16 protein-coding genes and 1 pseudogene are annotated in these 22,625 nt (G+C 68.8%); 7 read left to right on the top strand and 10 right to left on the bottom strand.

Translation table 11 applies throughout. From position 1 onward, the window contains the following. Positions 1–195: 195 nt before the first annotated feature. On the bottom strand, positions 196–3,354 hold the full coding sequence (locus M3Q35_RS09165; protein ID WP_273941236.1) for a family 43 glycosylhydrolase: 3,159 nt from the start codon (positions 3,352–3,354) through the stop codon (positions 196–198). A gap of 138 nt (positions 3,355–3,492) precedes the next feature. Further along, positions 3,493–4,479 (bottom strand): LacI family DNA-binding transcriptional regulator, encoded by a 987-nt coding sequence (locus M3Q35_RS09170; RefSeq protein WP_273944291.1) that lies wholly within the window; start codon positions 4,477–4,479, stop codon positions 3,493–3,495. Between the two features lie 161 nt (positions 4,480–4,640). Between M3Q35_RS09170 and M3Q35_RS09175 the strand changes: the two genes are divergently transcribed. From M3Q35_RS09175 to M3Q35_RS09195, 5 genes are read left to right on the top strand one after another with little or no spacing between them, the layout of a single operon-like run. Further along, the gene (locus M3Q35_RS09175; protein WP_273941237.1) at positions 4,641–5,555 is read left to right on the top strand and encodes a carbohydrate ABC transporter permease; all 915 of its coding nucleotides are present in this window, start codon (positions 4,641–4,643) and stop codon (positions 5,553–5,555) included. A 50-nt stretch (positions 5,556–5,605) separates the two neighbouring features. After that, entirely contained in the window at positions 5,606–6,415 is an 810-nt protein-coding gene (locus tag M3Q35_RS09180; protein WP_379794108.1) for a carbohydrate ABC transporter permease, read from the top strand. A 30-nt stretch (positions 6,416–6,445) separates the two neighbouring features. After that, the gene (locus M3Q35_RS09185) at positions 6,446–7,777 is read left to right on the top strand and encodes an ABC transporter substrate-binding protein (protein WP_273941238.1); all 1,332 of its coding nucleotides are present in this window, start codon (positions 6,446–6,448) and stop codon (positions 7,775–7,777) included. Between the two features lie 23 nt (positions 7,778–7,800). Continuing rightward, positions 7,801–9,543 carry a glycoside hydrolase family 35 protein gene (locus tag M3Q35_RS09190; RefSeq protein ID WP_273941239.1) on the top strand — a complete coding sequence of 581 codons (1,743 nt, stop codon included), beginning with the start codon at positions 7,801–7,803 and terminating at the stop codon, positions 9,541–9,543. 12 nt (positions 9,544–9,555) lie between these two features. After that, positions 9,556–10,563, top strand: coding sequence for a glycoside hydrolase family 5 protein (locus M3Q35_RS09195; RefSeq protein WP_273941240.1), 1,008 nt, complete (start codon positions 9,556–9,558; stop codon positions 10,561–10,563). Here the strand turns inward: M3Q35_RS09195 and M3Q35_RS09200 are convergent, their stop codons facing one another. Next, complete coding sequence (locus tag M3Q35_RS09200; protein WP_273941241.1) at positions 10,564–11,805, bottom strand: cation:proton antiporter domain-containing protein; 1,242 nt, start codon at positions 11,803–11,805, stop codon at positions 10,564–10,566. Between the two features lie 172 nt (positions 11,806–11,977). On the opposite strand from M3Q35_RS09200, the gene M3Q35_RS09205 reads away from it, so the two are divergent. Continuing rightward, on the top strand, positions 11,978–13,504 hold the full coding sequence (locus tag M3Q35_RS09205) for a trypsin-like serine peptidase (RefSeq protein ID WP_273941242.1): 1,527 nt from the start codon (positions 11,978–11,980) through the stop codon (positions 13,502–13,504). Positions 13,505–13,548: 44 nt separating this feature from the next. Here M3Q35_RS09205 and M3Q35_RS09210 read toward each other — a convergent pair whose 3' ends face one another. The 6 genes from M3Q35_RS09210 to M3Q35_RS09235 all read right to left on the bottom strand — a co-directional run bounded on the left by M3Q35_RS09210 (position 13,549) and on the right by M3Q35_RS09235 (position 19,995). After that, positions 13,549–14,703 (bottom strand): enolase C-terminal domain-like protein, encoded by a 1,155-nt coding sequence (locus tag M3Q35_RS09210; protein ID WP_273941243.1) that lies wholly within the window; start codon positions 14,701–14,703, stop codon positions 13,549–13,551. Positions 14,704–14,716: 13 nt separating this feature from the next. Beyond that, positions 14,717–16,009: an ABC transporter substrate-binding protein gene (locus M3Q35_RS09215; protein WP_273941244.1), complete on the bottom strand. Its 1,293-nt coding sequence runs from the start codon at positions 16,007–16,009 to the stop codon at positions 14,717–14,719. Beyond that, entirely contained in the window at positions 16,006–16,812 is an 807-nt protein-coding gene (locus M3Q35_RS09220) for a carbohydrate ABC transporter permease (RefSeq protein WP_273941245.1), read from the bottom strand. Before M3Q35_RS09220 ends, M3Q35_RS09215 begins: the two co-directional genes overlap by 4 nt. 2 nt (positions 16,813–16,814) lie before the next feature. Then, complete coding sequence (locus tag M3Q35_RS09225) at positions 16,815–17,687, bottom strand: carbohydrate ABC transporter permease (protein WP_273941246.1); 873 nt, start codon at positions 17,685–17,687, stop codon at positions 16,815–16,817. Between the two features lie 76 nt (positions 17,688–17,763). Next, the gene (locus M3Q35_RS09230; protein WP_273941247.1) at positions 17,764–18,993 is read right to left on the bottom strand and encodes a pectate lyase family protein; all 1,230 of its coding nucleotides are present in this window, start codon (positions 18,991–18,993) and stop codon (positions 17,764–17,766) included. A gap of 33 nt (positions 18,994–19,026) precedes the next feature. After that, positions 19,027–19,995: a pectate lyase family protein gene (locus M3Q35_RS09235; RefSeq protein ID WP_273941248.1), complete on the bottom strand. Its 969-nt coding sequence runs from the start codon at positions 19,993–19,995 to the stop codon at positions 19,027–19,029. Positions 19,996–20,208: 213 nt separating this feature from the next. Between M3Q35_RS09235 and M3Q35_RS09240 the strand changes: the two genes are divergently transcribed. Beyond that, positions 20,209–21,129, top strand: a complete 921-nt coding sequence (locus M3Q35_RS09240) for a LacI family DNA-binding transcriptional regulator (RefSeq protein ID WP_273941249.1) — start codon at positions 20,209–20,211, stop codon at positions 21,127–21,129. Here M3Q35_RS09240 and M3Q35_RS09245 read toward each other — a convergent pair. Further along, positions 21,130–22,589: pseudogene (locus M3Q35_RS09245) on the bottom strand (arabinofuranosidase catalytic domain-containing protein). It lies immediately after the preceding gene. Positions 22,590–22,625 lie beyond the last annotated feature (36 nt).

The following is a 22,625-nucleotide window of genomic DNA, read 5'->3' on the forward strand; positions in this document are numbered from 1 at the left end:
CGACCACGTCCAGGACACTGCCTCGCGCCGTGTGTGACCTTGGTGCCCCACCCGCCCGCCACTCCGGTGTACCGCCCGTCGTCCGAGCAAGCCCGCGGAACCCAGCCCCACCAACACCCGTGCGGTGATCCCGACGCAAAATCGAGCCCGGTGCGACCGAAGGTCGCACCGGGCTGTCGTGCTCAGGGATCCGACTCACAGATACCAGGATCGGCCGCAGTGGTGTGAAGGGATCCACTGCGGGGCAACGCTTTCCAAGGTGGGCTTGACCGCCGCGATGGTGCCGTCGCGGTTGAACGTCAGCTTGTCGATGGTGGTCTCACGGTGTGTGCCGTCCCCGCCGGGAATACCGAAGCGGTGGTAGGCGATGTACCAGTCGTCGGTGCCGGGCACCTGGAGCATGGAGCTGTGGCCGGTGCCGAGGATGCCGAGCTGAGGATCCTTGCTCAGGATCACGCCGTGGTTGGTGAACGGCCCGGTGGGGCTGGACGACGTGGCGTAGCCGACCCGGTAGTTCTGGCTGCCGGTGTCGTCGATCGACCAGCTCAGGTAGTACGTGCCCCGCCGCTCCACCATGAACAGGCCCTCACGGAAGTCGGCCAACCCGGCGAGGTGCGTGATCTTCGTGGGATCGTAGGAGATCATGTCGTCGCCCAGCGGCACGACGTAGGCGTTGCCGTTGCCCCAGTACAGGTACGGCTGTCCACTGTGGTCGATGAACACGGCGGGGTCGATGGCCTGCCCGCCGTCCGGGTTGGACGCGATCAAGGGCTTGCCGGTGTCCTTGAACGGACCGGTGGGCGAATCGCCGACGGCGACGCCGATCTTGGCCTCGGCGCAGAAGTAGAAGTAGTACTTGCCGTTGCGCTCGGCGATGGTCGGGGCCCACGCGTTCTTGTCGGCCCAGCTCACACCGGGACCGAGGTCGAGCACGACGCCGCGGTTCGTCCAGTGCACGAGATCCTTGGAGGACCAGGCGGAGAACGAGGTGCTGCCCCAACCGGGAAAGCCGTCGGTGGTCGGGTAGATGTAGTACGTGTCACCGAACGCCACGATGTTGGGGTCCGCGTTGTAGCCCGCCAACACGGGGCTGCGCATCTCGTGTGCCTCGACCGTCCACACGCGACTGCTGCCGTCCGGCCCGGTGACGGTGAACCGACGGGGTCGGCTCAGATCCACCGTGCGGCCACTGCCGGGCTCGATCCGCGAACCCGGTGCGAGCCCGAACTTCGGGGCCAGCCGGCGCAGGTCGGTGCCCGGTTTGACGGGCAGCACGACGGTGCCCGCGGCGCTGTCGATCACGGCCGGGGCCTTGAGGGAAGCCAGGTCAACGGAACGGATCAAGGTGCTGTTCGACGGCAACGCGGCGACCTCGTCCCCGGACAGCGCCCGGTCGTACAGGCGGACGTCCTTCATCCTGCCGGTGAAGAACTTGTCCGGCGCGTACACCGACCGGCCGAGATAGTTCGCCGCGGTCACGCCGCCGCCGATGTCCGACGGCTTGATCGTGGCGCTGGTGTTCCGGCCGACCTCGACGCCGTCCAGGTACAGCACCTCCACGCCATTGCCGACGGTCAAGGTCAGGTTCTTCCAGACCCCGCGTGGCAGTGGTGTGGTGGACTGCGCCTGCTGTTCGGTGGTCCAGTTGCCGGTCGCGATCGCGCCGCGCAGGCCGCTGTCGGCGGTGCCGCCGGTGGCGAACAGGTAGCCGTTGCCGACGCCGGAAGGTGCCGTATTGCCGAAGCCGTAAAGGAAGTACGGCGTCTGCTGGTTCGGATCGACGAAGACGTCGGTCGAGACCGTGGCGGCGCTCGCCCCGGTCAGCAGGTTGTTGGGCAACTGCACGTGGCCGTTCGTGCCACCGAAAGACAGCGCGCCGCCGGACCACGCCACGTCGCCGGCCAGTGCGCCGTCATAGCCGTGACCGGTGGTGTCGGCGGCGACCAGGCCCGACTTGGCGTCGAGCGGCCAGTGCGCGACCAGGCCGTTGGCATCGGCCTTGACCGGGGCCGGGGGAGCGGTCAGCCGGTTCAACTCGGCCTGCGTGACCGGCAGGACGGTGCCGTGCCGCGGCGACGCCGGCAGGTGCGCGCCGGTGGACATGGTCCACTTGCCCGAATTGAGATCCGTGGTCTCGAACGGCACGTAGCCGCGGCCGCCGTACTCGTCGATGAACAGGTACCACTTGTTCTCGGTGTTGGACTTGAAACCGGTCGGCCCCTCGCCGGCGGAAAGGCCGGGACTGTCCACAGTGGCCTTGCCGATGCACTCGGCGACGAAGTCGAAGTTCGGGTCGAGCAGGTCGGCGGACTTCTGCTCAAGGATGTACTTGCTGCACGGCGACGAGGACGTGTTGTTCCGCTCGTCCTTGGTGAACCGGTAGTAGGTGCCGTTGTTCTGGATCACCGTGGAGTCGATCACCGAGTAGCCGGGGTCGATCCACACCTTGGGCGCGCTGAATGTGACGAAGTCCCGCGTGGTCGCGTACATCATGCGGTTGTAGCTGTCGCCGGTGTGGCCGGGGTCGTTGTCCGCGTACAGCTTGGACGCCCAGAAGACGACGTAGTCACCGCGTTTGGCGTCCCAGAAGGCTTCCGGGGCCCAAGTGTTGCCGGCGTTCGGCGGGGCGACCTGTGCACTGCGTTCCTGCGACCAGTGGACCAGATCGTCGGACTCCCAGATCATGATCGACCGGCTGCCGGTGCGCTGCTCGGCGTCCCAGCCGCGGCCGCCGTTGATCTTCAGATCGGTGGCCAGCAGGTAGAACTTGTCGCCGTCGGGGGAGCGCATGACGAACGGGTCGCGCACGCCCATCTCGCCGAGGCTCGACTTGAGCACCGGCTGCCCGTTGTTGAGCTCGGTCCAGTTGAGCGGGTCGTTGCCCTTGCTGGCCGCGGAGTAGATCTGTTCCCCGTTCGAGTTTCCCTCGCCGGTGAAGTAGAAGAAGCTGTAGCCGGCCAACGGCTCCTTGGGCGGCAGCGGCGCGACGGTCGCGGTGAACCGACGTGTGGCGCTGTCCCGCCCGAGGCGCACCGTCGCGGTCAGCCCGACCTTGGCCGGCTTGCCGCCGGCGGCCGGCCGGGTGACCTCGCCGGTCGGCGTGATCACCTTGCCGTCGGACGACGTCCAGGTGACGGTCGCGCCGTTCGTGCCGGTGGTGGGCAGGGTGATGTTGCCGCGAACATCGTCGATGTTCGGCACGGACAGGGAATTCGCCGCGCTCCGCACGGGTGAGTCGGCCTCGGCCCGCACGGTGGGGCGTGGCGCCGCGTCGGCCGTCACGCCGCCGAGCGGGAGGACCGTGGCCGTCACGGCCAGTGCGACGCCGAGCCGGCGTAACAGGAACAACTTCATCGTTGTTGTCTTCTTTCTCGCCGCCCTGCCGTGCGATCACGGGAGTGTTAGCGCTAACACAACTGAGGGCATGTCGACATTAAGTTCCTGTGTGGTCGACGGTCAAGATTCGGCGGCCCGCGTTCACCCCACGCTCGATCAGTTCGACGGTGGCGCGGTGCTCGACCGGACGACGAGCTCGGTCGGGATGCGGACGGTGGTCGACTCCTGCCGGCCGCTGCTGATCTCCGCGATGAGGGCGGCGACGGCGTGCCGCCCCACACTGTCGAAGGACTGGCGGACCGTGGTGAGCGGCGGCCAGAAGTGGGCGGCCTCGGCCATGTCGTCGAAGCCGACGACGCTGACCTCACCCGGCACGTCCCGGCCGGCTTCGTGCAGTGCCCGCAGCAGCCCGAGCGCCATCTGGTCGTTGGCGGTGAACACGGCGGTGACGGACGGATCCGCGGCGAGCCGTTTGCCGTGCGCATAGCCGGCCGCCGCCGACCAGTCGCCGACCAGCACGGGCGGCACGCGACGGCCGGCCGACTCCAGAACCTCCCGCCACGACCTGAGACGACGCTCGGCGGCGTAGGACTGCGGCGGCCCGGCGATGTGCCAGACGGTGTCGTGGCCCAGCTCCAGCAGGTGCCGGGTCGCGGAGGCGGCGCCCTCGGCCTGGTCGGTGTCGATCACGGGGGAGGGGTAGCGCGCGCTGGAGTCGATCACGACGACCGGCAGGCCCTGCGGCAGCTCGATCTCGTTCTGGTCCAGCTGGTGCTGCTCGATCAGGATGATCACGCCGTCCACCGCCTGCTCGCCGAGCCGGCTGAACGCCCCGGTGACCTCGCCCTGGGTGGACCGCGGCACGGTCATCAGCACGATGGAGAAGCCGTGCTCGACCATGGCGGCGGCGATGGCGTCCAGGGTGCGGCTGTTGCCGAAGGTGGACAGCGACGAGACGATCACGCCGATGGTGCGGAACCGGCCGTTGCGCAGGGCGCGGGCGGCGCTGTTGGGCCGGTAGCCGACCCGGCGCATCGCGGCCAGCACCCGCTCGCGGGTGTCGGCGTCGACATTGGACCGGCCGTTGGCCACCCGGGACACGGTCTGCCCGGACACGCCGGCCTCCCGGGCCACATCGGCCATGGACGGCCCGCGCTGACCTGCTCCGGGACTCTGTCGCACCGGTTCGTCTCCCTCGATGTCGACGCTGGACATGTTTACGTCAACAAGTTAGCCTCGCCGAACTCATGTTGACGTAAACATCTGGGTCGAATCGGCGATTCGGCCACGAATCCGGAGGGACGATGACGTCCACGGTTGGCTCGCCCCCGATGCGGGCCGGCGCGCGCGGCCGACGCCAGCATCGGCGCGGGTGGATCTTCGTCGGGCCGTTCGCGGTGGTGTTCGCGCTAACATTCCTGGCCCCGCTGGCCTATGCGTTCGGCCTGAGCCTGTTCCGCGACCAGGCCTTCTTCGGCGGCACGGTGTTCGTCGGCCTCGGTAACTACACCCAGGCGCTGGCCGACGCCAACTTCTGGGCGGCGTTCCTGCGCGTGCTGCTGTTCCTGGCCGTGCAGGTGCCGATCATGCTGGTGCTGGCCCTGGTCGCGGCCTTCGCGATCGACAGCGCCCGACTGCACGCCGCCGGCTTCTTCCGGATGGTGATCTTCCTGCCGTACGCGGTTCCCGGCGTGGTCGCGGTGCTGATGTGGGGCTTCATCTACGGCGACCACTTCGGACTGGCCGCCGACCTGAACCACCTGCTCGGCCAGGACGCCGTGCAACCGCTGTCCGACAACTGGATCCTCACGTCCATCGGCAACATCGTGACCTGGGAGTTCGTCGGCTACAACATGCTGATCTTCTACTCGGCCCTCAAGGTCGTGCCGCCGGACCAGATCGAGGCCGCGGCGATCGACGGCGCCGGCCCGCTGCGCACGATCCTCAGCGTCAAACTGCCGGCCATCCGCGGCGCGATCGTGGTCGCCACCATCTTCTCCATCATCGGCAGCTTCCAGCTGTTCAACGAGCCGAACATCCTGCGCACGCTGGCCCCCAACGTGATCACCACCTACTTCACGCCGAACATGTACGCCTACAACCTGTCCTTCTCCGGCCAGCAGTACAACTACTCGGCCACCGTGGCCATCGTGATGGGCGTGATCACCGCGGTCATCGCCTACGCCGTGCAGCTGCGCGGCCAGCGGAAGGAGCGCTGACCGTGAGCTCCGTGCTGCGGCCCCGCCGCTCCCGCACCCTGACCGCCGTGATGGCGCTCTACCTGCTCTACACGCTGATCCCGTTGGCCTGGCTGGTGATCAGCGCGACCAAGACCCAGCCCGACCTGTTGTCCACGCCGGGCCTGTCCTTCGGCGGCGTCTTCGCCCTGTTCGACAACATCGGCCAGACGTTCACCTACAACAACGGGATCTTCCTGCGCTGGCTGGGCAACACCGTGCTCTACGTCGTGGTCGGCGCCGGTGGCGCGACCGTGCTGGCCACCGCCGCCGGCTACGGCCTGGCCAAGTACCGGTTCCGGGGCCGGCGGGCGGTGTTCGCGGTGGTGCTGGGCGCGATCGCGGTCCCGGGCACCGCGCTCGCGGTGCCGACCTTCCTGCTGTTCAGCCGGCTCGGCCTGACCGACACCCCGCTTGCGGTGATCATCCCGTCGCTGATCAGCCCGTTCGGCCTGTACCTGATCTGGGTGTACGCCACCGACGCCATCCCGGACGAGATGATGGAGGCGGCCCGCATCGACGGCGCCGGCGAGATCCGGATCTTCCTCGCCGTGACACTGCGGCAGCTGGCGCCGGGCATCGTGACCGTGGCCCTGTTCGCGGTGGTGGCCACCTGGAACAACTACTTCCTGCCGCTGATCATGCTGAGCGACCCGGACTGGTACCCGCTCACCGTCGGGCTCAACCAGTGGAACGCGCAGGCCATCGGCGCCGCGGCACAACCGGTGTACCACCTGGTGATCACCGGCTCGGTGCTCACGATCATCCCGCTCGTGATCGCTTTCCTTTTCCTGCAACGGTTCTGGCAGTCCGGGCTGACCGCGGGAAGCGTCAAGCAGTAACCAGTCACCACGTCGCGAAGGAACCTCCCGATGGCACTATTCCGCCGCCACAGAGCACTTGCCGCGCTGGCGCTGGCCGCCGCGCTCGCCACCGCGTGCGGCTCGCCCGCCCAGGACACGGCCAAGGCCACCGGCACCCAGGACTCGGTCGACGCCGCGCTCAAGGCCGGCGGCACGATCACCTACTGGACCTGGACGCCGTCGGCCAAGGCGCAGGTCGCCGCGTTCGAGCAGGAGTACCCGAAGGTCAAGGTCAACCTGGTCAACGCCGGCACCGGCAAGGACCAGTACACCAAGCTGCAGAACGCGATCAAGGCCGGCTCCGGCGGCCCGGACGTGGCCCAGATCGAGTACCAGGCGCTGCCGCAGTTCGCGCTGCCGGGCTCGCTGGTCGACCTGAACCAGTACGGCTTCGGCACGTTCCAGAAGGACTACACGGCGTCCACCTGGACCAGTGTTACCGTGAACAACGCGCTGTTCGGGCTGCCGCAGGACTCCGGCCCGATGGCGTTGTTCTACAACAAGGAGGACTTCGACAAGTACGGCATCGCCGTGCCGAAGACCTGGGACGAGTACCTGGACGCGGCCAAGAAGCTGCACGCCGCCGACCCGACCAAGTTCATCACCTCCGACATCGGCGACCCCGGCTTCACCACGAGCATGATCTGGCAGGCCGGCGGCCACCCGTTCAGCACCGACGGCCGCAACATCAAGATCAACCTGGACGACGCCGGCGCGCAGAAGTGGACCAAGGTCTGGGACCAGCTGGTGCAGGGCAAGCTGCTGTCCACGGTCAAGGGCTGGAGCGACGACTGGTACCGCGCCCTGGGTGACGGCTCGATCGCCACGCTGGTCACCGGCGCCTGGATGCCCGGCGTGTTCAAGTCCTCGGTGACGGCGGGCAGCGGCAAGTGGGCGGTCGCACCGATGCCGACCTACGACGGGCAGCCGGTCAGCGCGGAGAACGGCGGCAGCACGCAGTCGGTGCTCAAGCAGAGCTCGAATCCGGCGCTGGCCGCGGCGTTCGTGCGCTGGCTCAACCACGGCAACGGCATCAAGCCGTTCATCGCCAGCGGCGGTTTTCCGTCCACCACGGCGGATCTGAGCTCGCCGGCGTTCCTGAACGCGGCCGACCCGTACTTCGGCGGCCAGCAGGTCAACCAGGTGCTGAGCGCGTCCAGCGGCGTGGTTGCCAAGGGCTGGAGCTACCTGCCGTACCAGCTCTACGCCAACAGCGTCTACGGCGACACCGTCGGCAAGTCCTATCTCAACGGCACGGACATCGGCAGCGGTCTCAAGGCCTGGCAGGCCACGCTGGTCGACTACGGCAACCAACAGGGTTTCACCGTCAGCGCGGGCTGACCTGACCGGAGGCACGACCACGCATGGCTGAGTTCGCCATCGGCGACGCCGACTTCCTGCTCGACGGGCAACCGTTCCGGATCCTTTCCGGTGCGCTGCACTACTTCCGGGTGCATCCGGAGCTGTGGGCGGACCGGATCGACAAGGCCCGGCGGATGGGCCTGAACACCATCGAGACGTACGTGCCGTGGAACGCCCACGCGCCCGAGCGCGGCACGTTCGATCTCACCGGTGGTCTGGACCTTGACCGGTTCCTTGGTCTGATCGCGGATGCCGGCATGTACGCGATCGTGCGGCCCGGCCCGTACATCTGCGCCGAGTGGGACAACGGCGGCCTGCCGACCTGGCTGCCCGCGTCCGGCGTCCGCAGCTGCGAGCCGGGTTATCTCGACGCCGTCCGGGAATACCTGGGGCAGGTATACCGCGTGGTCGTGCCGCGCCAGATCGACCGGGGCGGCCCGGTGCTGCTGGTGCAGATCGAGAACGAGTACGGGGCCTACGGCAGCGACCAGCGCTACCTCGCCGAACTCGCCACTCACACCAGGGAAGCCGGCATCACCGTGCCACTGACCACAGTGGACCAACCGGTGGGTGACATGCTGGCGGCCGGCAGTCTGGACGGACTGCACCGCACCGCCTCGTTCGGATCCCGGGCCGCCGAGCGACTGGCCGTCCTGCGGGCCTACCAGCCGACCGGACCGTTGATGTGCAGCGAGTTCTGGTGTGGCTGGTTCGACCATTGGGGCGCGCACCACCACACCACATCGGTCGAGGAGTCCGCGGCGGAGCTGGACGCGCTGCTGGCGGCCGGCGCCTCGGTCAACATCTACATGTTCCACGGCGGCACCAACTTCGGCCTGGCCAACGGCGCCAACGACAAGGGCACGTACCAGCCGATCGTCACGTCCTACGACTACGACGCGCCGTTGGACGAGGCCGGCAGTCCCACGGCCAAGTACCACGCGTTCCGGGACGTCATCGCGCGCTACCACAAGGTGCCGGACAGCGTGCCGCCGCCGGCCCAGCCGTTGCCGACACCGGTCACGTCCCTGCACGATCCGTTCCCGTTGTTGGCGTTGACAGGGCAATGGGAGCAGTGGTCGACGCTGCCCACTTTCGACGACCTGACGCCGACTCCGCGCCTGGTGTTGGCGCGCACGCAGATTGCCGGCGACGGACCTGGTGTGCTGGTGTTCGGCGAGATTCGGGACCGTGTCACGGTTTTCGTCGACGGCGTGCGGCTCGGCACGCTGCTGCGGGAGCACCACGACGAGGCCATGGGGCTGCCGGTCACCAGCGGTGAACTGACGTTGCTGATCGAGGACCTCGGGCGGGTGGACTACGGTCCCCGGCTCGGCGAACCCAAGGGGGTCATCGACGGCGTCAGCCTGAACGGGCAGGCGCTGACCGAGTGGGACGTGCTCCCCATCGACGCCGCGACGCTGCCGGACCGCTGTCCCGGCAGCGTCGACGGCCCGGCCGTCAGCGGGCCGCTGGCCGGGCCGGTGCTGGTACGCGCCTCGCTGACGGTCGAGGAGTCGACGGACCTGTTCCTCGACACCGCCGGCTGGGGCAAGGGAATGGTCTGGTTCAACGGGTTCCTGCTCGGCCGCTACTGGCGCCGCGGGCCGCAGCGAACGCTCTACGTGCCCGCGCCGCTGGTCGAGGCCGGCGGCAACGACCTCGTCGTGCTCGAACTGGACACGATGATCGATCCCGTGGTCGCCTGCGCCCCGCGGGCGCGCCTGGGCCACACCGAAGCCTGAGGAAGGTCGACAATGAGCTCAACCCTGCGCCGCCGGCTCGCCGCGGTCTGCTGTGCCGTCGGCGTGGCCGGCGCGATGGTCGCCGCCGCTCCGACCGCAGGCGCCGCGACCACCAGCGACTTCCGCGGCGTGAACTGGGCCGACCCACGCGACAACTACGCCTCCGACGCGGTGGTGCCGTCCGGTCTGTCCACAACGGACAGCTACGCCACCACCTTCGCCAAGGCCAGCGCGATCATCGGCCAGTTCCGGGCGAAGGTTGGCGCTAACACTGTTCGCCTGCCAGTGAATCCGACCTCGGTGAACGGCCCGTTCTGGCAGTCCTACACCGCGGCCGTCGACGCGGCGACGGCCAAGGGCTTCAAGGTCATCCTCGGCTACTGGGAGTCGCCGACGGCCAAGGACGGCCGTATCGACGACCAGTCCACGTTCAACGCCATGTGGCAGCGCATCACCACGCGGTTCGCGTTCTACCCCAACGTCTACTTCGAGCCGATGAACGAGCCGTTCGGCTACAGCAGCCAGGAATGGACCGGGATCGCCACGTCCTGGCTGTCGACCTACTGGTACGTGCCGCGCTCCCGGGTCGTCGTCGACGGCACCGGCTACGCCGACGACGTCAAGTCGGTGTGCGCCGACGACCGCCTGGCCGGCACTCACCTCGCCCTGCACTTCTACGGCTTCTGGCACAGCACGTGGACCGACCCGCAGCAGTGGCTGGCCGATTTCGACCAGCGGCTCGGCACCTGCTCGTCCCGGACGATCCTCGACGAGTTCGGTGCGAGCATGACCACCGGCCTCAACTACAACGGCCCGATCAACGGCTCCAACGAGATCGCCTACCTCCAGACCGTCACCAACCGGCTGCGCGAGCTGCACATGGGCTCGGTCTACTGGCCCGGGCTGCGCACCGGCGACACCTACTCGCTCACCGAGCTGCACGGCAGCGGCACCGTGCTGTCGCTGAGCGTCACCAATGCCAGTGGCGCCGATCTCCTGGCTCGGGCCTGGGGCCGATGATCACGGCGTGACGGTGAGCAGCCGGGTCACCGGCCGCGCGCCGATGCCGTGCACCAGCACGCTGCCCAGCACACAGATCACGGTGATCACGAGGATGACGTCGGCCGTCGGTCCTTCCGGCAACCGGTTGAACGCCAACAGGCCGAACACGATCGACGTCGTTCCCCGTGGTCCCAGTGCCCCGACGAGCAGCCGCTCACGGGCCGAGAACCTCGAGCCGATCAGCGAGAGGAGCACCGGCCCGACCCGGACCACGGTGAGGGCCAGCGCGCAGAACACGACCACCTGCCAGGGGATCCCGATCAGCACCGTGAGCACGGCCGCGATGCCGACCATGAACCACATGGTCATGGTCAGCACGGACGTGATGTCCTCCAGCAGATGGAAGTCCTGGCTGAGGGCGTGCGTCGCGCCGGCCGGCGTCGACCGGAGGCGGCGGGCCTTGGCCAGCCGGTGCACGTACCGGAAGGCGATGCCGCAGATGAACGAGGCGACGAACCCGTTGCCGTCGATGCCGACCGTGACGGTGTAGGTCAGCAGCGGAGCCAGCAGAACGGTGATGCGACCGGACTGCCCGGTCATCCAGCCGGCCCGTTCGGCGAGATTCATCAGCAGCGCCAAGACGGTGCCGAGCACGACACCGACGACGAGGGCCTTGAGCGCGAACGGGATCGCGGTGCCCAGGGCATCCAGCGGCGTGCGCTGCTGGTCGTGGTCGCCGGCCAGGATCAGCGCGAACAGGAACAGCGGGGAGACGATGCCGTCGTTGTAGCCGCTCTCCACGTTGAGCACGCTGCGCACCCGCGTGGGGAGCCCGCGGTCGCGGACGAGGCGTTCGGCCGGCGCGAAGTCGGTCGGCACGACGACGCCGGCGATGAGCAGCAACACCGGCCACGGCAGCCCGGGGAACAGCAGCCAGCCGCACGCCATTGCCAGCAATAGGCTCAGTGGTAGCGCTATCAGCAGCACCCGGGCGACCAGGCCGCCCGATCCGCCGAACAGCCGACCGCCGCGGACCTCGGTGGCGTCGGTGAACAGCAGCACCGCGAGGATGATCTCCGCCGCCTGCTGCACCGCCTGTGTGTTCAGCACGGCCGACAGCGAGTCCTCGTTGAGCAGCCCGACGGCCACGCCGGCGAGCACCAGAACGACCGGCGCGCCGAGGTTCAACCGGTCGAGGCGCGCGGCGGCCAGTGACCGGACCATGAGGGCGACGGCGATCGCGAGGAAGAGGGAGTTCATTCGACCGGTGCTCGTTTTCGTCGTCGGGCCGGTTGGTCGGCTCGGATCATAGACGAGGTCAGGCCATGTCCACATCGGACCGACCGGGCGTCGCGCCACTTCGACGAATTCGACCGTGACCAGTGCGCGAAACGGCGGCGGAAGGGGAGAGGCCCGACCTAGCCTCACGTTCATGTCGAGACACACCTGGGCTGTGGCGGTCGCGCTGGTCACCGCCCTGCTCCCCGCCGGCGCCGCCGCGGCGGCGGGCACGCCGCACACCGTCGTCGCCGACCCGCGACCCGAGATCGGCTCCCTCTCGGACGGCTCCGATCCCAGCAACCACCACTGCTCGGCCAGCATCGTGGCCAGCCCCAAGGGCAACGTCATCGTCACCGCGGCGCACTGCGTGGCCGGCAAGGCCCACGTGTACTTCACGCCCGGCTACCACGACGGCCAGGCCCCGTACGGCACGTGGCGCTCGGCGGCCACCTACCTCGACCCGGGCTGGGCCACCAGTCACGATATCGACGGCGCCGGCTCGCCCTACGACTACGCGTTCGTGGTGCTCGAGCCGCGCAACGGCAAGAACGTCGCCGACGTGACCGGCGCCTCGCTCACCCTGAAGACCGATGCCACCCTGCCGGCCGACCTGAAGGTGTACGGCTACCCGTCCACCGGCACGTCCGGATACCAGGACAAGCCGTACGTCGGGACTAGCACCGCTAACAAGGACGGCCAGTACTGGGAAACGCTCCAGTGCACCGGCATTCCCGGCGGGTTCAGCGGCGGTCCGTGGATCCTCGGCGGCGGCAAGGACCTCATCGGCGTGATCGGCGGCAAGGGCCAGAACCTGCCGGCCAGCGATCCCCGCAACTACAGCGTCCGCTTCGACGAGCGCGTCAAGGCCTTGTACGACAAGGCCGTCGCCGCGCCGGTGCCGCCGAGCGACGGCAACCTCGGCTATCCGCTCGGCGACGGGCCGCTGTGGAAGCACGCCGACCTGATCACCAGCGGCGACTTCACCGGCAGCAGCCAGCTCGACATGATCGTCAAGTGGAGCGACGGCGAGGTCACGCTCTACCAGGGCGGGTCGACCACCGATCCGCAGAAGCCGTTCGTCGGCGAGACCCAGCTGGCCGCGCCGGGTGGTCTCTGGACGCACGCCAAGGGCATCGCCACCGTCAACCGCGGTGTCGTGGTCACGTGGAGCGACGGCGAGGTCACCTACTACGGCTCCGTCGGCAAGGGCGGTTTCGGTGGCGAGGTCCAGCTCACCGCCCCGAACGACCTGTGGCGCGACCACGCCTCCCTCATCGCCGGTCTCGGCGGCGACCTCGCGGTTGTCTGGAACGACGGCGAAACCACCCTGTACCAGGGCATCGCCGCCAACGGCATCCACTCGGAGCGTCAGCTCGCCGCCCCCAACGGCACCTGGACCCACGCCCAGACCATCTCCGGCGGCGACTGGGTCGGTTCCGGGGCTTCTGACCTGCTGGTCCGGTGGAGCGACGGCGAGTTCACCATCTACGGCGACGTCGCCGGCGCCGGCCTCGGCCAGGAGCACCAGGTCAAGGCCCCCAATGAGCTGTGGACCCACGCCACCGTCACCGCCGGCCGCGGCAACGCGATCGTGGTCCGGTGGAGCGACGGCGAGGTCAGCCTCTACCCCGCCGTGGACGGGCAGCTGCACCGCGAGATCCAGCTCGTCGCGCCGTGACGCGAAGGGCCAGGCCGGGTATCGCCCGGCCTGGCACCGTCACGTCACCAGGTGTCAACAATGTGAGCGTTAACATAATCGAGGTTCCAGTCGTCGCCGAGTCCTGGCACGGTGGGCATGGCGACCATGCCGTCCTCGTCCACGGCGTCGAGGATCGAGTTGCGGTGGGGTGGCAGGCGGTCGAAGTCGACGTGGGGGTGCAACAGGCCGCGCTCGTACCAGCGGGGATTGGCGGTGGCGCCGAGGACGGCGAGATTGCCGGAGCCGTTGCCGTGGATCTCGCAGTCCATGTTGAACGCCTCGGCGAGGTGCACGGTCTTGAGCGTGGCGCTGATGCCGCCGCAGTCGTCGACGCCGGCCCGGAGGATGTCGCACGCGCCGGCCCGGATCCACTCGGCGCGGACGAAATGCTTGCCGGCGGCGGTTTCCGGCCCGATCACCGGCACGGCCAGCTGCTCGGCCAACCACCGGTAAGAGCTGATCGACGCCTCGTCCATCGGCTCCTCGTACCAGGCGAAGTCGAGCTTCTCCAGGGCCCGCCCGAGCTCGAGGGCTTCGGTCCGGCGGTACCAGTGGTTGGCGTCGAGCATCAGTGCGACGTCCGGCCCGACGGCCTCCCGCACGGCGGCGCACGTCCGGATGTCCAGCTGGAGATCCGGGGCGAACGGCACCGGCGGCATCCAGGTGTGCAGTTTGATGCCCCGGTAGCCGCGTTTGGCCAGCTGCTCGGCGAACGCCGCGTAGTCCTCGGGGCTGCTCAGACCGCCGGGGATCTCGTCGCCGCACATGGTGCTCGCGTAGGCCGGCACACGGTCGCGAGCGCCGCCGAGCAGCTTCCAGACCGGCAGTCCGGCGCGGCGACCGAGCAGATCCCACAACGCCTGGTCCACGTAGCCGAGCGCACGATCGGTCAGGCCGCCATGGGCGCCGCGCTGGCGTCGGGACAGCGTCTGCCAGATCTGCTCCCGCTGCCACGGGTCGCGGCCGAGCAGCGCCGGCCGGATGTGCGCGGACAACACCGGTTCCCGCAGATGGTCGGGCTGCACCTGGCAGTAGCCGGTGTGCCCGTCCTGGTCGGTGATCTCCAGCAGCGCGGCCCGGACCTCGTGCTCGGGCGCCGGATGACGGTGCCCGGCCTCGTCGACCTCGGTGCACGCGGTCGTGGCGAAGACCCGGACGGCCACGGCTTCGATCAGCATCGGCGGTGTGTTCCTATCCGTTGTGCGAACGCCGGTCGCGCTCGGCGGCGGTCAGTTCGTCGGCCAGCTTGCGCAGGAAGTCCTTGGGGGACAGGGAACCGAGCAGCACCTTCTGGTACAGGGGCTCGCTGTCGGCCTTGGTGATGGCGGAGAACTGCGGTAGTGCGAACGGCGCTGTGGCCAGCACCGTGTCCTTGGCCCGCAGCACGCCCAGCGCCATGGCCACCGGTTGGTTGGCGCGCAGCCAGTCCTCGGTGTACACGTCGGTGTTGGCCGGGATCTGTCCGACCTTCTGGTTCCAGTAGCTGTTGCTGTCCTTGGACAGCAGGAACTGGACGAACCGCCAGGCGGCATCCTTGTGTTCACTGCCCTTGAACACGCCGAAGCCATCGGTCGGGTTGGGCACCACGGTGCGCTTGCCGGACGGCCCGACGGGCAGCGGAACCGCGCCGACCTTGTCCGGCCCGAGCGCCTTCAGCAGGTCGGCGGACGAGCCGAGATTGTGGTGCATCATCGCCACCGTGCCGCCGGTGAACTCGGCGACCATCTGGGTGTAGCCGTTGTTGACGTCGGCGCTCGGCGTGGCCTTCCCGTACAGCGCGGCGACCTTGCCCACAAGATCGACGTTGCCCTGGTCGGCGACGGTGCTGACGCCGTCGGCGGTGAAGAACGCCGGCACACCTGAGTAGGCGTAGGCCTCGCTGAGCAGTTGGAACACCGATCCGCCGCCGCCGCGAACGGTGTAGCCGTAACGGTTGGCGGCCTTGTCGGTCAGCCGGGTCGCGTCGGCCAGCAGTTCGTCCCAAGTGGACGGTGGCTGGAGACCGGCCTGCGCGAACCAGTCCTTGCGGTACCAGAGCACATCCAGGTTGGCCGAGGACGGCAGCTCGAACAGCTGCTTGCCGCCGCCGGCCCGGCGGACGTCGTCGACCAGGTCGGGCAGCAGTTTGCCGTTCAGGGGACCGGCCGACACCCGGTCGTCCAACGGCTCCAGCGCGTCCTGGCCGACCAGGTCGGCCAGGTACGAGGTGGTGATACCGCCGACATCGGGAGTGGCGCCGCCCGCGATCGCCGTGTCGTACTTCTGCTGCACCGACGAGCTGGGGATGCCGACGTACTCCACGTGGACGTCCGGGTTGGCCTGCTCGAACTGAGCGATCAGATGCTGGAACACCGGTGTCCGAGCCGGCCCGCCGTTGTTGTCCCAGAACGTGATCGTCTCCTTGCCGCCGCCACCGTCGTCGCCGCAGCCGGCCATCGCCAGCCCACACGCCAGGATCAGCGCCACAGCCTTGGCTCTGCTCATCCCTTCACCGCTCCCGCCGTCAGTCCCTGCACCAGGAATCGTTGGATCACCGCGAACACCGCGACCACCGGCACGGCCGCGACCAGACCACCGGCCGCCAGCGCGCCGAAGTCGACGTTGAACTCGCCGAGCGTGTAGCTCAGCCCGACCGGCAGCGTGAACCGGTCCTGCCGGCCGGCGAACATCAGCGCGAACAGGAAGTTGTTCCAGGAGCCGATGAACGCGAACGAGCCGACCGCGACCAGCGCCGGCCGCAGCTGCGGCAGCACCACCGCGAGAAACGCGCGCAGCCGGCCGCAGCCGTCGACCATCGCGGCTTCCTCGAGGTCGACCGGAACGCCCCGGACGAAGCCGCTCATCAGGATCAGCGCCAGCGGCAGCTGGAACGCGCTGTCGGCGATCACCAGGCCCTGCAGGCTGTTCAGCAGGTGCGTGGCCTTGAACACCAGGAACAGCGGGATGAGCACCATCGCGCCGGGCACGAACTGCGAGCACAGCAGCGCGAGCAGGAACGCCCGGCGGCCGCGGAAGGCGAAGCGCGCCAACGCGTAGCCGCCCATCAGCGCGAAGACGCTGACCACGACCAGGGTGCCGAGCGCGACGATCAGGCTGTTGCGGAAGAACACCGCGAAGCCCAGATCCGTCCACACGGTACGGAAGTGGTCCAGCGTGATCGGCCACGGCACCAGCGCCGTCGACCCGGTCGGCCGGAACGCGAACACCACCATCCAGTAGAACGGCACCAGTGTGACCACCAGATAGGCGCCGAGCGGCAGGAACAGCCGGGCCACCCTGTCGTGCATCCTCACCTCCGGTCGAACTTGGACAGTCGCAGGTACAGCACCGAGAAGAACAGCAGCACGACGAAGCCCGCGGTGGTCAGCGCGGAGCCGTAGCCGAAGTCGTGCGAGTCGACGGCCTTGCGCGCCACGTACAGCGGCAGCGTGGTGGTCTGATCGGCCGGGCCGCCGCCGGTCAGCGTGTACAGCAGGTCGACGTTGTTGAACTCCCACACTGCCCGCAGCAGCGTGGACAGCACGATGGCGTCCCGCAGATGTGGCAACGTCACCAGGCGGAACCGTTGCCACCGCGTCGCGCCGTCCACCTCGGCCGCCTCGTACAGCTCATGGGGAATGGTCTGGAGGTCGGCGAGCAGCAGGATGGCGAAGAAGGGCACGCCGCGCCACAGCTCCGCGACCACCGTGGCAGGGAAGACGGTGGCCGGGTCGCCGAGCACGGACGTGCCGTGGTTGCCGACGCCCCACGACGCCAGCTGCTCGAAGATGCCGGTGGACGGGTTGTAGAGCAGGATCCAGATGCCGGTGGTCAGCACGCCCGACACCGCCCACGGCGAGAACACCAGGGCCCGTGCCAGGCCGCGGCCGACGAACGTCTCGTTGACGATCAGCGCCAGCACCAGGCCGAGCAGCAGCTGGAGTCCGACCTCGACGACCACCCAGCGCGCGCTGAACCCGAGGCTCTGCCAGAACAGGGGGTCGTGCAGCAGCATCTGCCGGAAGTTGTCCAGACCGGCGAAGCCGTTGGCCCAGCTGCGGGTGGCGTTGTAGTGCTGGAGGCTGTAGTACACGACGCTGCCGACGGGATAGGCCAGGAACACGGCCATCAGCAGCACCGTCGGTGCGATCAGCAGGTACGGCGTCCATCGGGCTCGGCTCACGCCGTGTCTGTCCTTTCGGGATGAAGGGCGCCGGTGCGGCTGCGCGCACCGGCGCCTCTGGCGGGACGGCGGCCCGTCAGCCGAGGTGGCCGGCGCCGGTGCTACCGGGAAGCTGTCGGGGCAGCACGGATGCCGGTTGCAGATCGGTGTAGAGGGTCGGTGTCCAGTCGACCGTCGTGCCCAGTTGCTTGCCGGGATTGGCCGCGTCGTACGCCGCCACCACGTCGACCGCCTTGCCGTCGACCACGCTGCCGGTGGCGTGGATGCCGGTGCCGCCCCAGTTGTAGAGCGCCTTGTCCGCCGACACGCCACCGAACTGGAAGTAGTTGTTCTGGGCGTAGATCTGCGACTGCTTGCCCACGCCGAGGCTGTAGTCGAACCCGGCGCCGGGGCGGTAGAGGTTGTCGTAGACGTGGACCTCGCCGAAGCGCACCCGCGGCGACCGTTCCTGCACGCCGTCGAACACGTTGTGGTGCACGGTGACCCGGAGGTGCCCGGCGTCGGAGGTCTTGCCGTCGGAGTTGCCGATCAGCATGGTCTTGTCGTGCTGGGTGAACACGTTGCGCTCGACCGTGACGAGGTCGGCCGCGTTGGTGATGTCCAGCTGCCCGTCGTGCTGCTGGTACGGCCGGCCGAAGTAGGTCGGCTCCTTGCTGTCCGGGTAGGGCGCGTCGGTGAACGTGTTGTGGTCGACCCACACGTGCGTCGCGCCGGCCAGCGACACGTTGTCGAACAAGGAGTTCCAGTTGCCGGTGCTGCCGTCGGTCGGGTCCCACTGCGGGAAGCAGTCGGCCGCGTCGGCCAGGGTGAGGTTGCGGATGATCACGTTGTCGCCCTTGACCATCAGGTTGGCACCGAGCAGCCGGGCCGTCGGGCCGATGCCGACGATGGTGGTGTTAGCGCCAACACTGATCTGGACCCTGGCTGCCTGCCGGGATTCCGACGCCGCGCGGGCGCTCTCCAGCGGGCCGGACGGGACCTTGGTGCGGCCCCAGGTCGCCGGGTCGTACGCCTTCAGGTAGCCGGCGAGCGTGTAGCCGCCGGTCGCGTAGTCCTGGCAGGACAGCGACTTGCCCGACGCGTCGGTGTTGGCGTCGATGGTCCCCCGGACGTACACGATCTTCGGCGTGCTGCCGGCCACCGCGGCGGCCAACTGGTCGCGGGTGGTGACCGTGGTGACGTGACCGGCGGTGGCGGCGGAACCGCCGGTCGTGCCGTTGGCCCAGCCGTCCTTGGCCGGCAGCGGCTGGTGGCCGGGGTCGGCGGCCGGGTGGGACAGCAGTGCGACGACCGAGAGTGCGGTCATGAACAGCTTCATTGCTGTTGCCTTCCAGGGTGATCAGCCGACGACGCCGGTGCCGGCGCCCGCGGTGACGGAGCTGACGACGGACGAGGTCGGCGTCAGGGTGTAGCCGTAGGGCGGCTTGGTGAAGGTGCCGGTGCGGGTGATGTCGGTCTTGGCGCCGCCGAGGTCGTTGCCGGACAGGTTGGCGTAGCCGTCGGTCTTGCTGTCGCCGGTGGTGGTGACGGCCGTTCCGACGCTGCGGAACACGTTGTTCTGCACCAGAGCCTGGGCGTTCATCCGCGAGTGCACGGCGCTGTCGGAGACGTTCTGGAAGTAGTTGTCGTAGATGTGTGCCGTGCCGAACCGGACGCTGGGCAGCCGCGAGTTGACGTTGCTGAACCAGTTGTGCGCGTAGGTGACGTGCAGGTGGCCGGTGTCCTCGGCGGCGTTGCTGTCCGAGTGGCCGACCAGCGAGACCTTGTAGTGGTCGTGGAAGTGGTTCCAGGACACGGTGATGTAGTCGGCGGCGTGGGTGATGTCGAGCAGGCCGTCGTAGTAGTCCTTGCCGTGGGACAGATCCGAGGACAGGTCGTCGTGGTCGACCCAGATGTGGTTGGCGCCGCGGATGACCGTGATCGCGTCCGTGCCGACCGCCTTGCTGATGCGCAGGTTCTGCACGATGACGTTGTGCACGCCGTCCAGCGACAGTCCGCCGCCGGTGAAGCCGGAGCCGGAGCCGACGCCGACCACGGTGGTGTTGGAACCGACTTTCACCTGACCGGACAAGGTGATCGTGCCGGAGACCCGTACGGTCTTGGCGGCGTCGCCCTTGACCGCCGCGGTGAACGCGGACAGCGAGCTGACGGTGGTCGTGCCGCCGCCGGCGCCGCCGGTCGTGCCCGCGCCGTAGCCCTCGGGGCCGGCGGCCGCGGCGTGCGCGGGGCCGCCGAGCAGGTTCACGGCGAGGGCGGCGCAGGCGGGCAGCAGGGCGAGCGTGACCTTTCGCCGAAGTGTGGCAGACATGGAAACCCTCTTTTCCAGCAGGATGGGGCGAGTGGTTTCTGCGTATGTGAAACACATCCGGATGTGTGAACGAAGTGTTGTGCCGCTGTTCGTCGAATGTCAACTTTCGATGTCGTTCGATGAAAGGCGTCGAATTGCGTTCGACAGTTTCGGCGTCCGGCCGTCAATTGTGAACCGCTTGTCGGCGCGATCGGCCGCCGGTAACGTGGGTTGGTGGTCACGATCGCCGACGTCGCCCGGCATGCCGGCGTGGCGCCGAGCACGGTCTCCTATGTGCTGACCGGAAAACGTGCGATATCGGGGGAAACCGCGGACCGGGTCCGCGAGAGCATTCGGTCGCTCGGTTACCGCCAACGTGCCGCCGCCATCGGTGTGCTGCTGCCGCTGCGGGACGGCGTCAACGTGGCCGTCGCGATGCGATTCGTGCGCGCGGTCGTCGCGGCCGCGCGCGTCCGCGACCGGGACGTCCTGGTGATCTCCGCCGACGAGGGGGCGGACGGCGTGCTGCGGGCGGTGGAATCGGGCGTGGCCGGCCTGGTGGTGATGGACGTCGAGATGGACGACCCGCGCGTGCCGGTGCTGCGGGCCTGCGCGGTGCCGTCGGTGCTGATCGGCGTGCCGACCGACCCGTGTGGCCTGAGCTGTGTCGATCTGGACTTCGCCGCCGCGTACGCGCTGTGCGTGGACCACTTGGCGGACAAGGGACATACGGACATCGCGCTGCTCGGCCCGGCGCGCGCGGTCTACGAGCGGCGCACCGGATACGCCGAGCGCGGCGTGGCCGGCTTCAGCGCGGCGGCCCTGCGTCGCGGCGTGAACTTCGTGGTGCGTACCTGCGAATCCGACGGCCTCGCGGCCAAGCAACTGCTGACCGACCACGCCGAGATCACGGCTGTGGTGGTGCACAACGAAGCCGCGCTGTCGGCCGTGCTGGCTTGCGTGCAGCCGCCGATCGACCTGGTCGCTATCTGCCCGGACGAGGTGGCGCGGCGGACCGAGCCGAAGGTGTCGTCGGTGCACGTGCCGGCCGAGGACCTGGGCCGGCGCGCCGTCGAACTCCTGATGGCCAGGATCGACGGTGCGCCGCCGCAGGGTGTGGAGCTGTCGGTGCCGACGTTGACCGTCAGGGACTGATCAGCCGAGCGTCCACTGCTGGTTGCTGCCGCCGTTGCACGGCCACAGTTCGAGCAAGGCGCCGTTGGCGGTCGACGCACCCGTGACGTCCAGGCACAGCCCGGACTGCGCGCCGACTATCGTGCCGTCGGAGTTGACGTTCCACTGCTGGTTGGTCTGTCCGTTGCAGGACCACGTGATCACCTTGGTGCCGGCGCTGGTCCCTTGGCCAGAGGCGTCCAGACACAAGGTGTTACCGCTAACAGTAACCGTCAGCTGGTTCGACGAGGAGTGGGTCCAGGCCTGGTTCGCCTGGCCGTTGCACGTGTAGATCTGCGTCTGCGTGCCCTGCGTCGAGTTCGGCACATCCGCGCACTTGCCCGCGCCCACGGCGTGCAGCGGACCGGTGGCAGCAGTGCTGGTGGTGGCGTACCCGGCGGCCGTGATGTTGGCCTGGACGGCGTTTTCCGTGGCGTCCGAGGGATAGCCGGTGGTCAGCACGCCTTCGTAGAAGGTGCCGGCGGAGCCGTTGCTGTTGTCGCCGCCGATGCCGAGGATGATCGCCCCCTCCTTGCGCATCGGGTTGTAGCCCGAGACGTTCGGCCGCGCGCCGTCGTAGAACGTGGACAGCGCGCCGGACTGGGCGTCGCCGCCGCGGATGGCCCAGTGGTTGGGGCCGCCCTTGACGATGGCGGTCAGATAGCGGTGGCTCACGCTCGGGTCGTTGGCGTTGTAGCCGGCGTTCACCCCCGAGTAGAGCCCGTTCTCCAGGTCGGCCATCACCCAGGGGCCGTTGCCCGGGCCGTAGCCCCAGACCTTGCTGTTGCCGAAGTAGATGGCCTCCATGGTGCCGTTGCCGTTGTCCCGGCTGTTGGTCTCGGCGTTGCCGTAGTCGAAGCAGCAGCCGCCGTTGAAGTGGGTGCCGTCGAAGATCGCGTACTCGCCCTCGGGCTGGTCGCCGGTGGCGACCCCGGCGGTGTTGTTGTTGCGGTAGCCGGTGCCTGGGGCGACGAAGACGCCGTACGCCTTGTGCCCGCCGACCATGGTCGGCGCGGCGGTGGCGTCGGCCAGGTTGTCGTAGCCGCCGGCGGCCGGGCCGTTGAAGCCGCCAGGGGTGCCTGGGTCAGGCTGTTGCCCTTGCCGGACTGGTCGTAGATCACGGTGATCAGGCAGCTCGTGTTGGCGCAGAAGGAATCCTGCGCCGCGGCGTTGGCGACACCACCGACGCTGAGCGGTGTGATGTCACGCGTCGAGCCGTCGGAGGAGCGCTTCACCTGGTACAGCGGGCCGTTGTAGCCGCCGTAGAGCGCTCGGGTGGTGCTGTGCGCGGCGACGCAGGGCGTGCCACCAGCCGCGTAGATGTCGCACGGGCCTTGTGTGGCGGCGGTGGAGGCGGGCGCCGTGACGACGGCGAACGCGGTCGCCGCGGTCGCGGCCAGCAGGGCCCGCCCGAGTCGGGGCAGCCGTGCCCGAAAGACCATTGTGAGCTCCTTTGCCCATGGTCGAATGAATGGTGG

The organism is Kutzneria chonburiensis (assembly GCF_028622115.1).
GTDB lineage: Bacteria > Actinomycetota > Actinomycetes > Mycobacteriales > Pseudonocardiaceae > Kutzneria > Kutzneria chonburiensis.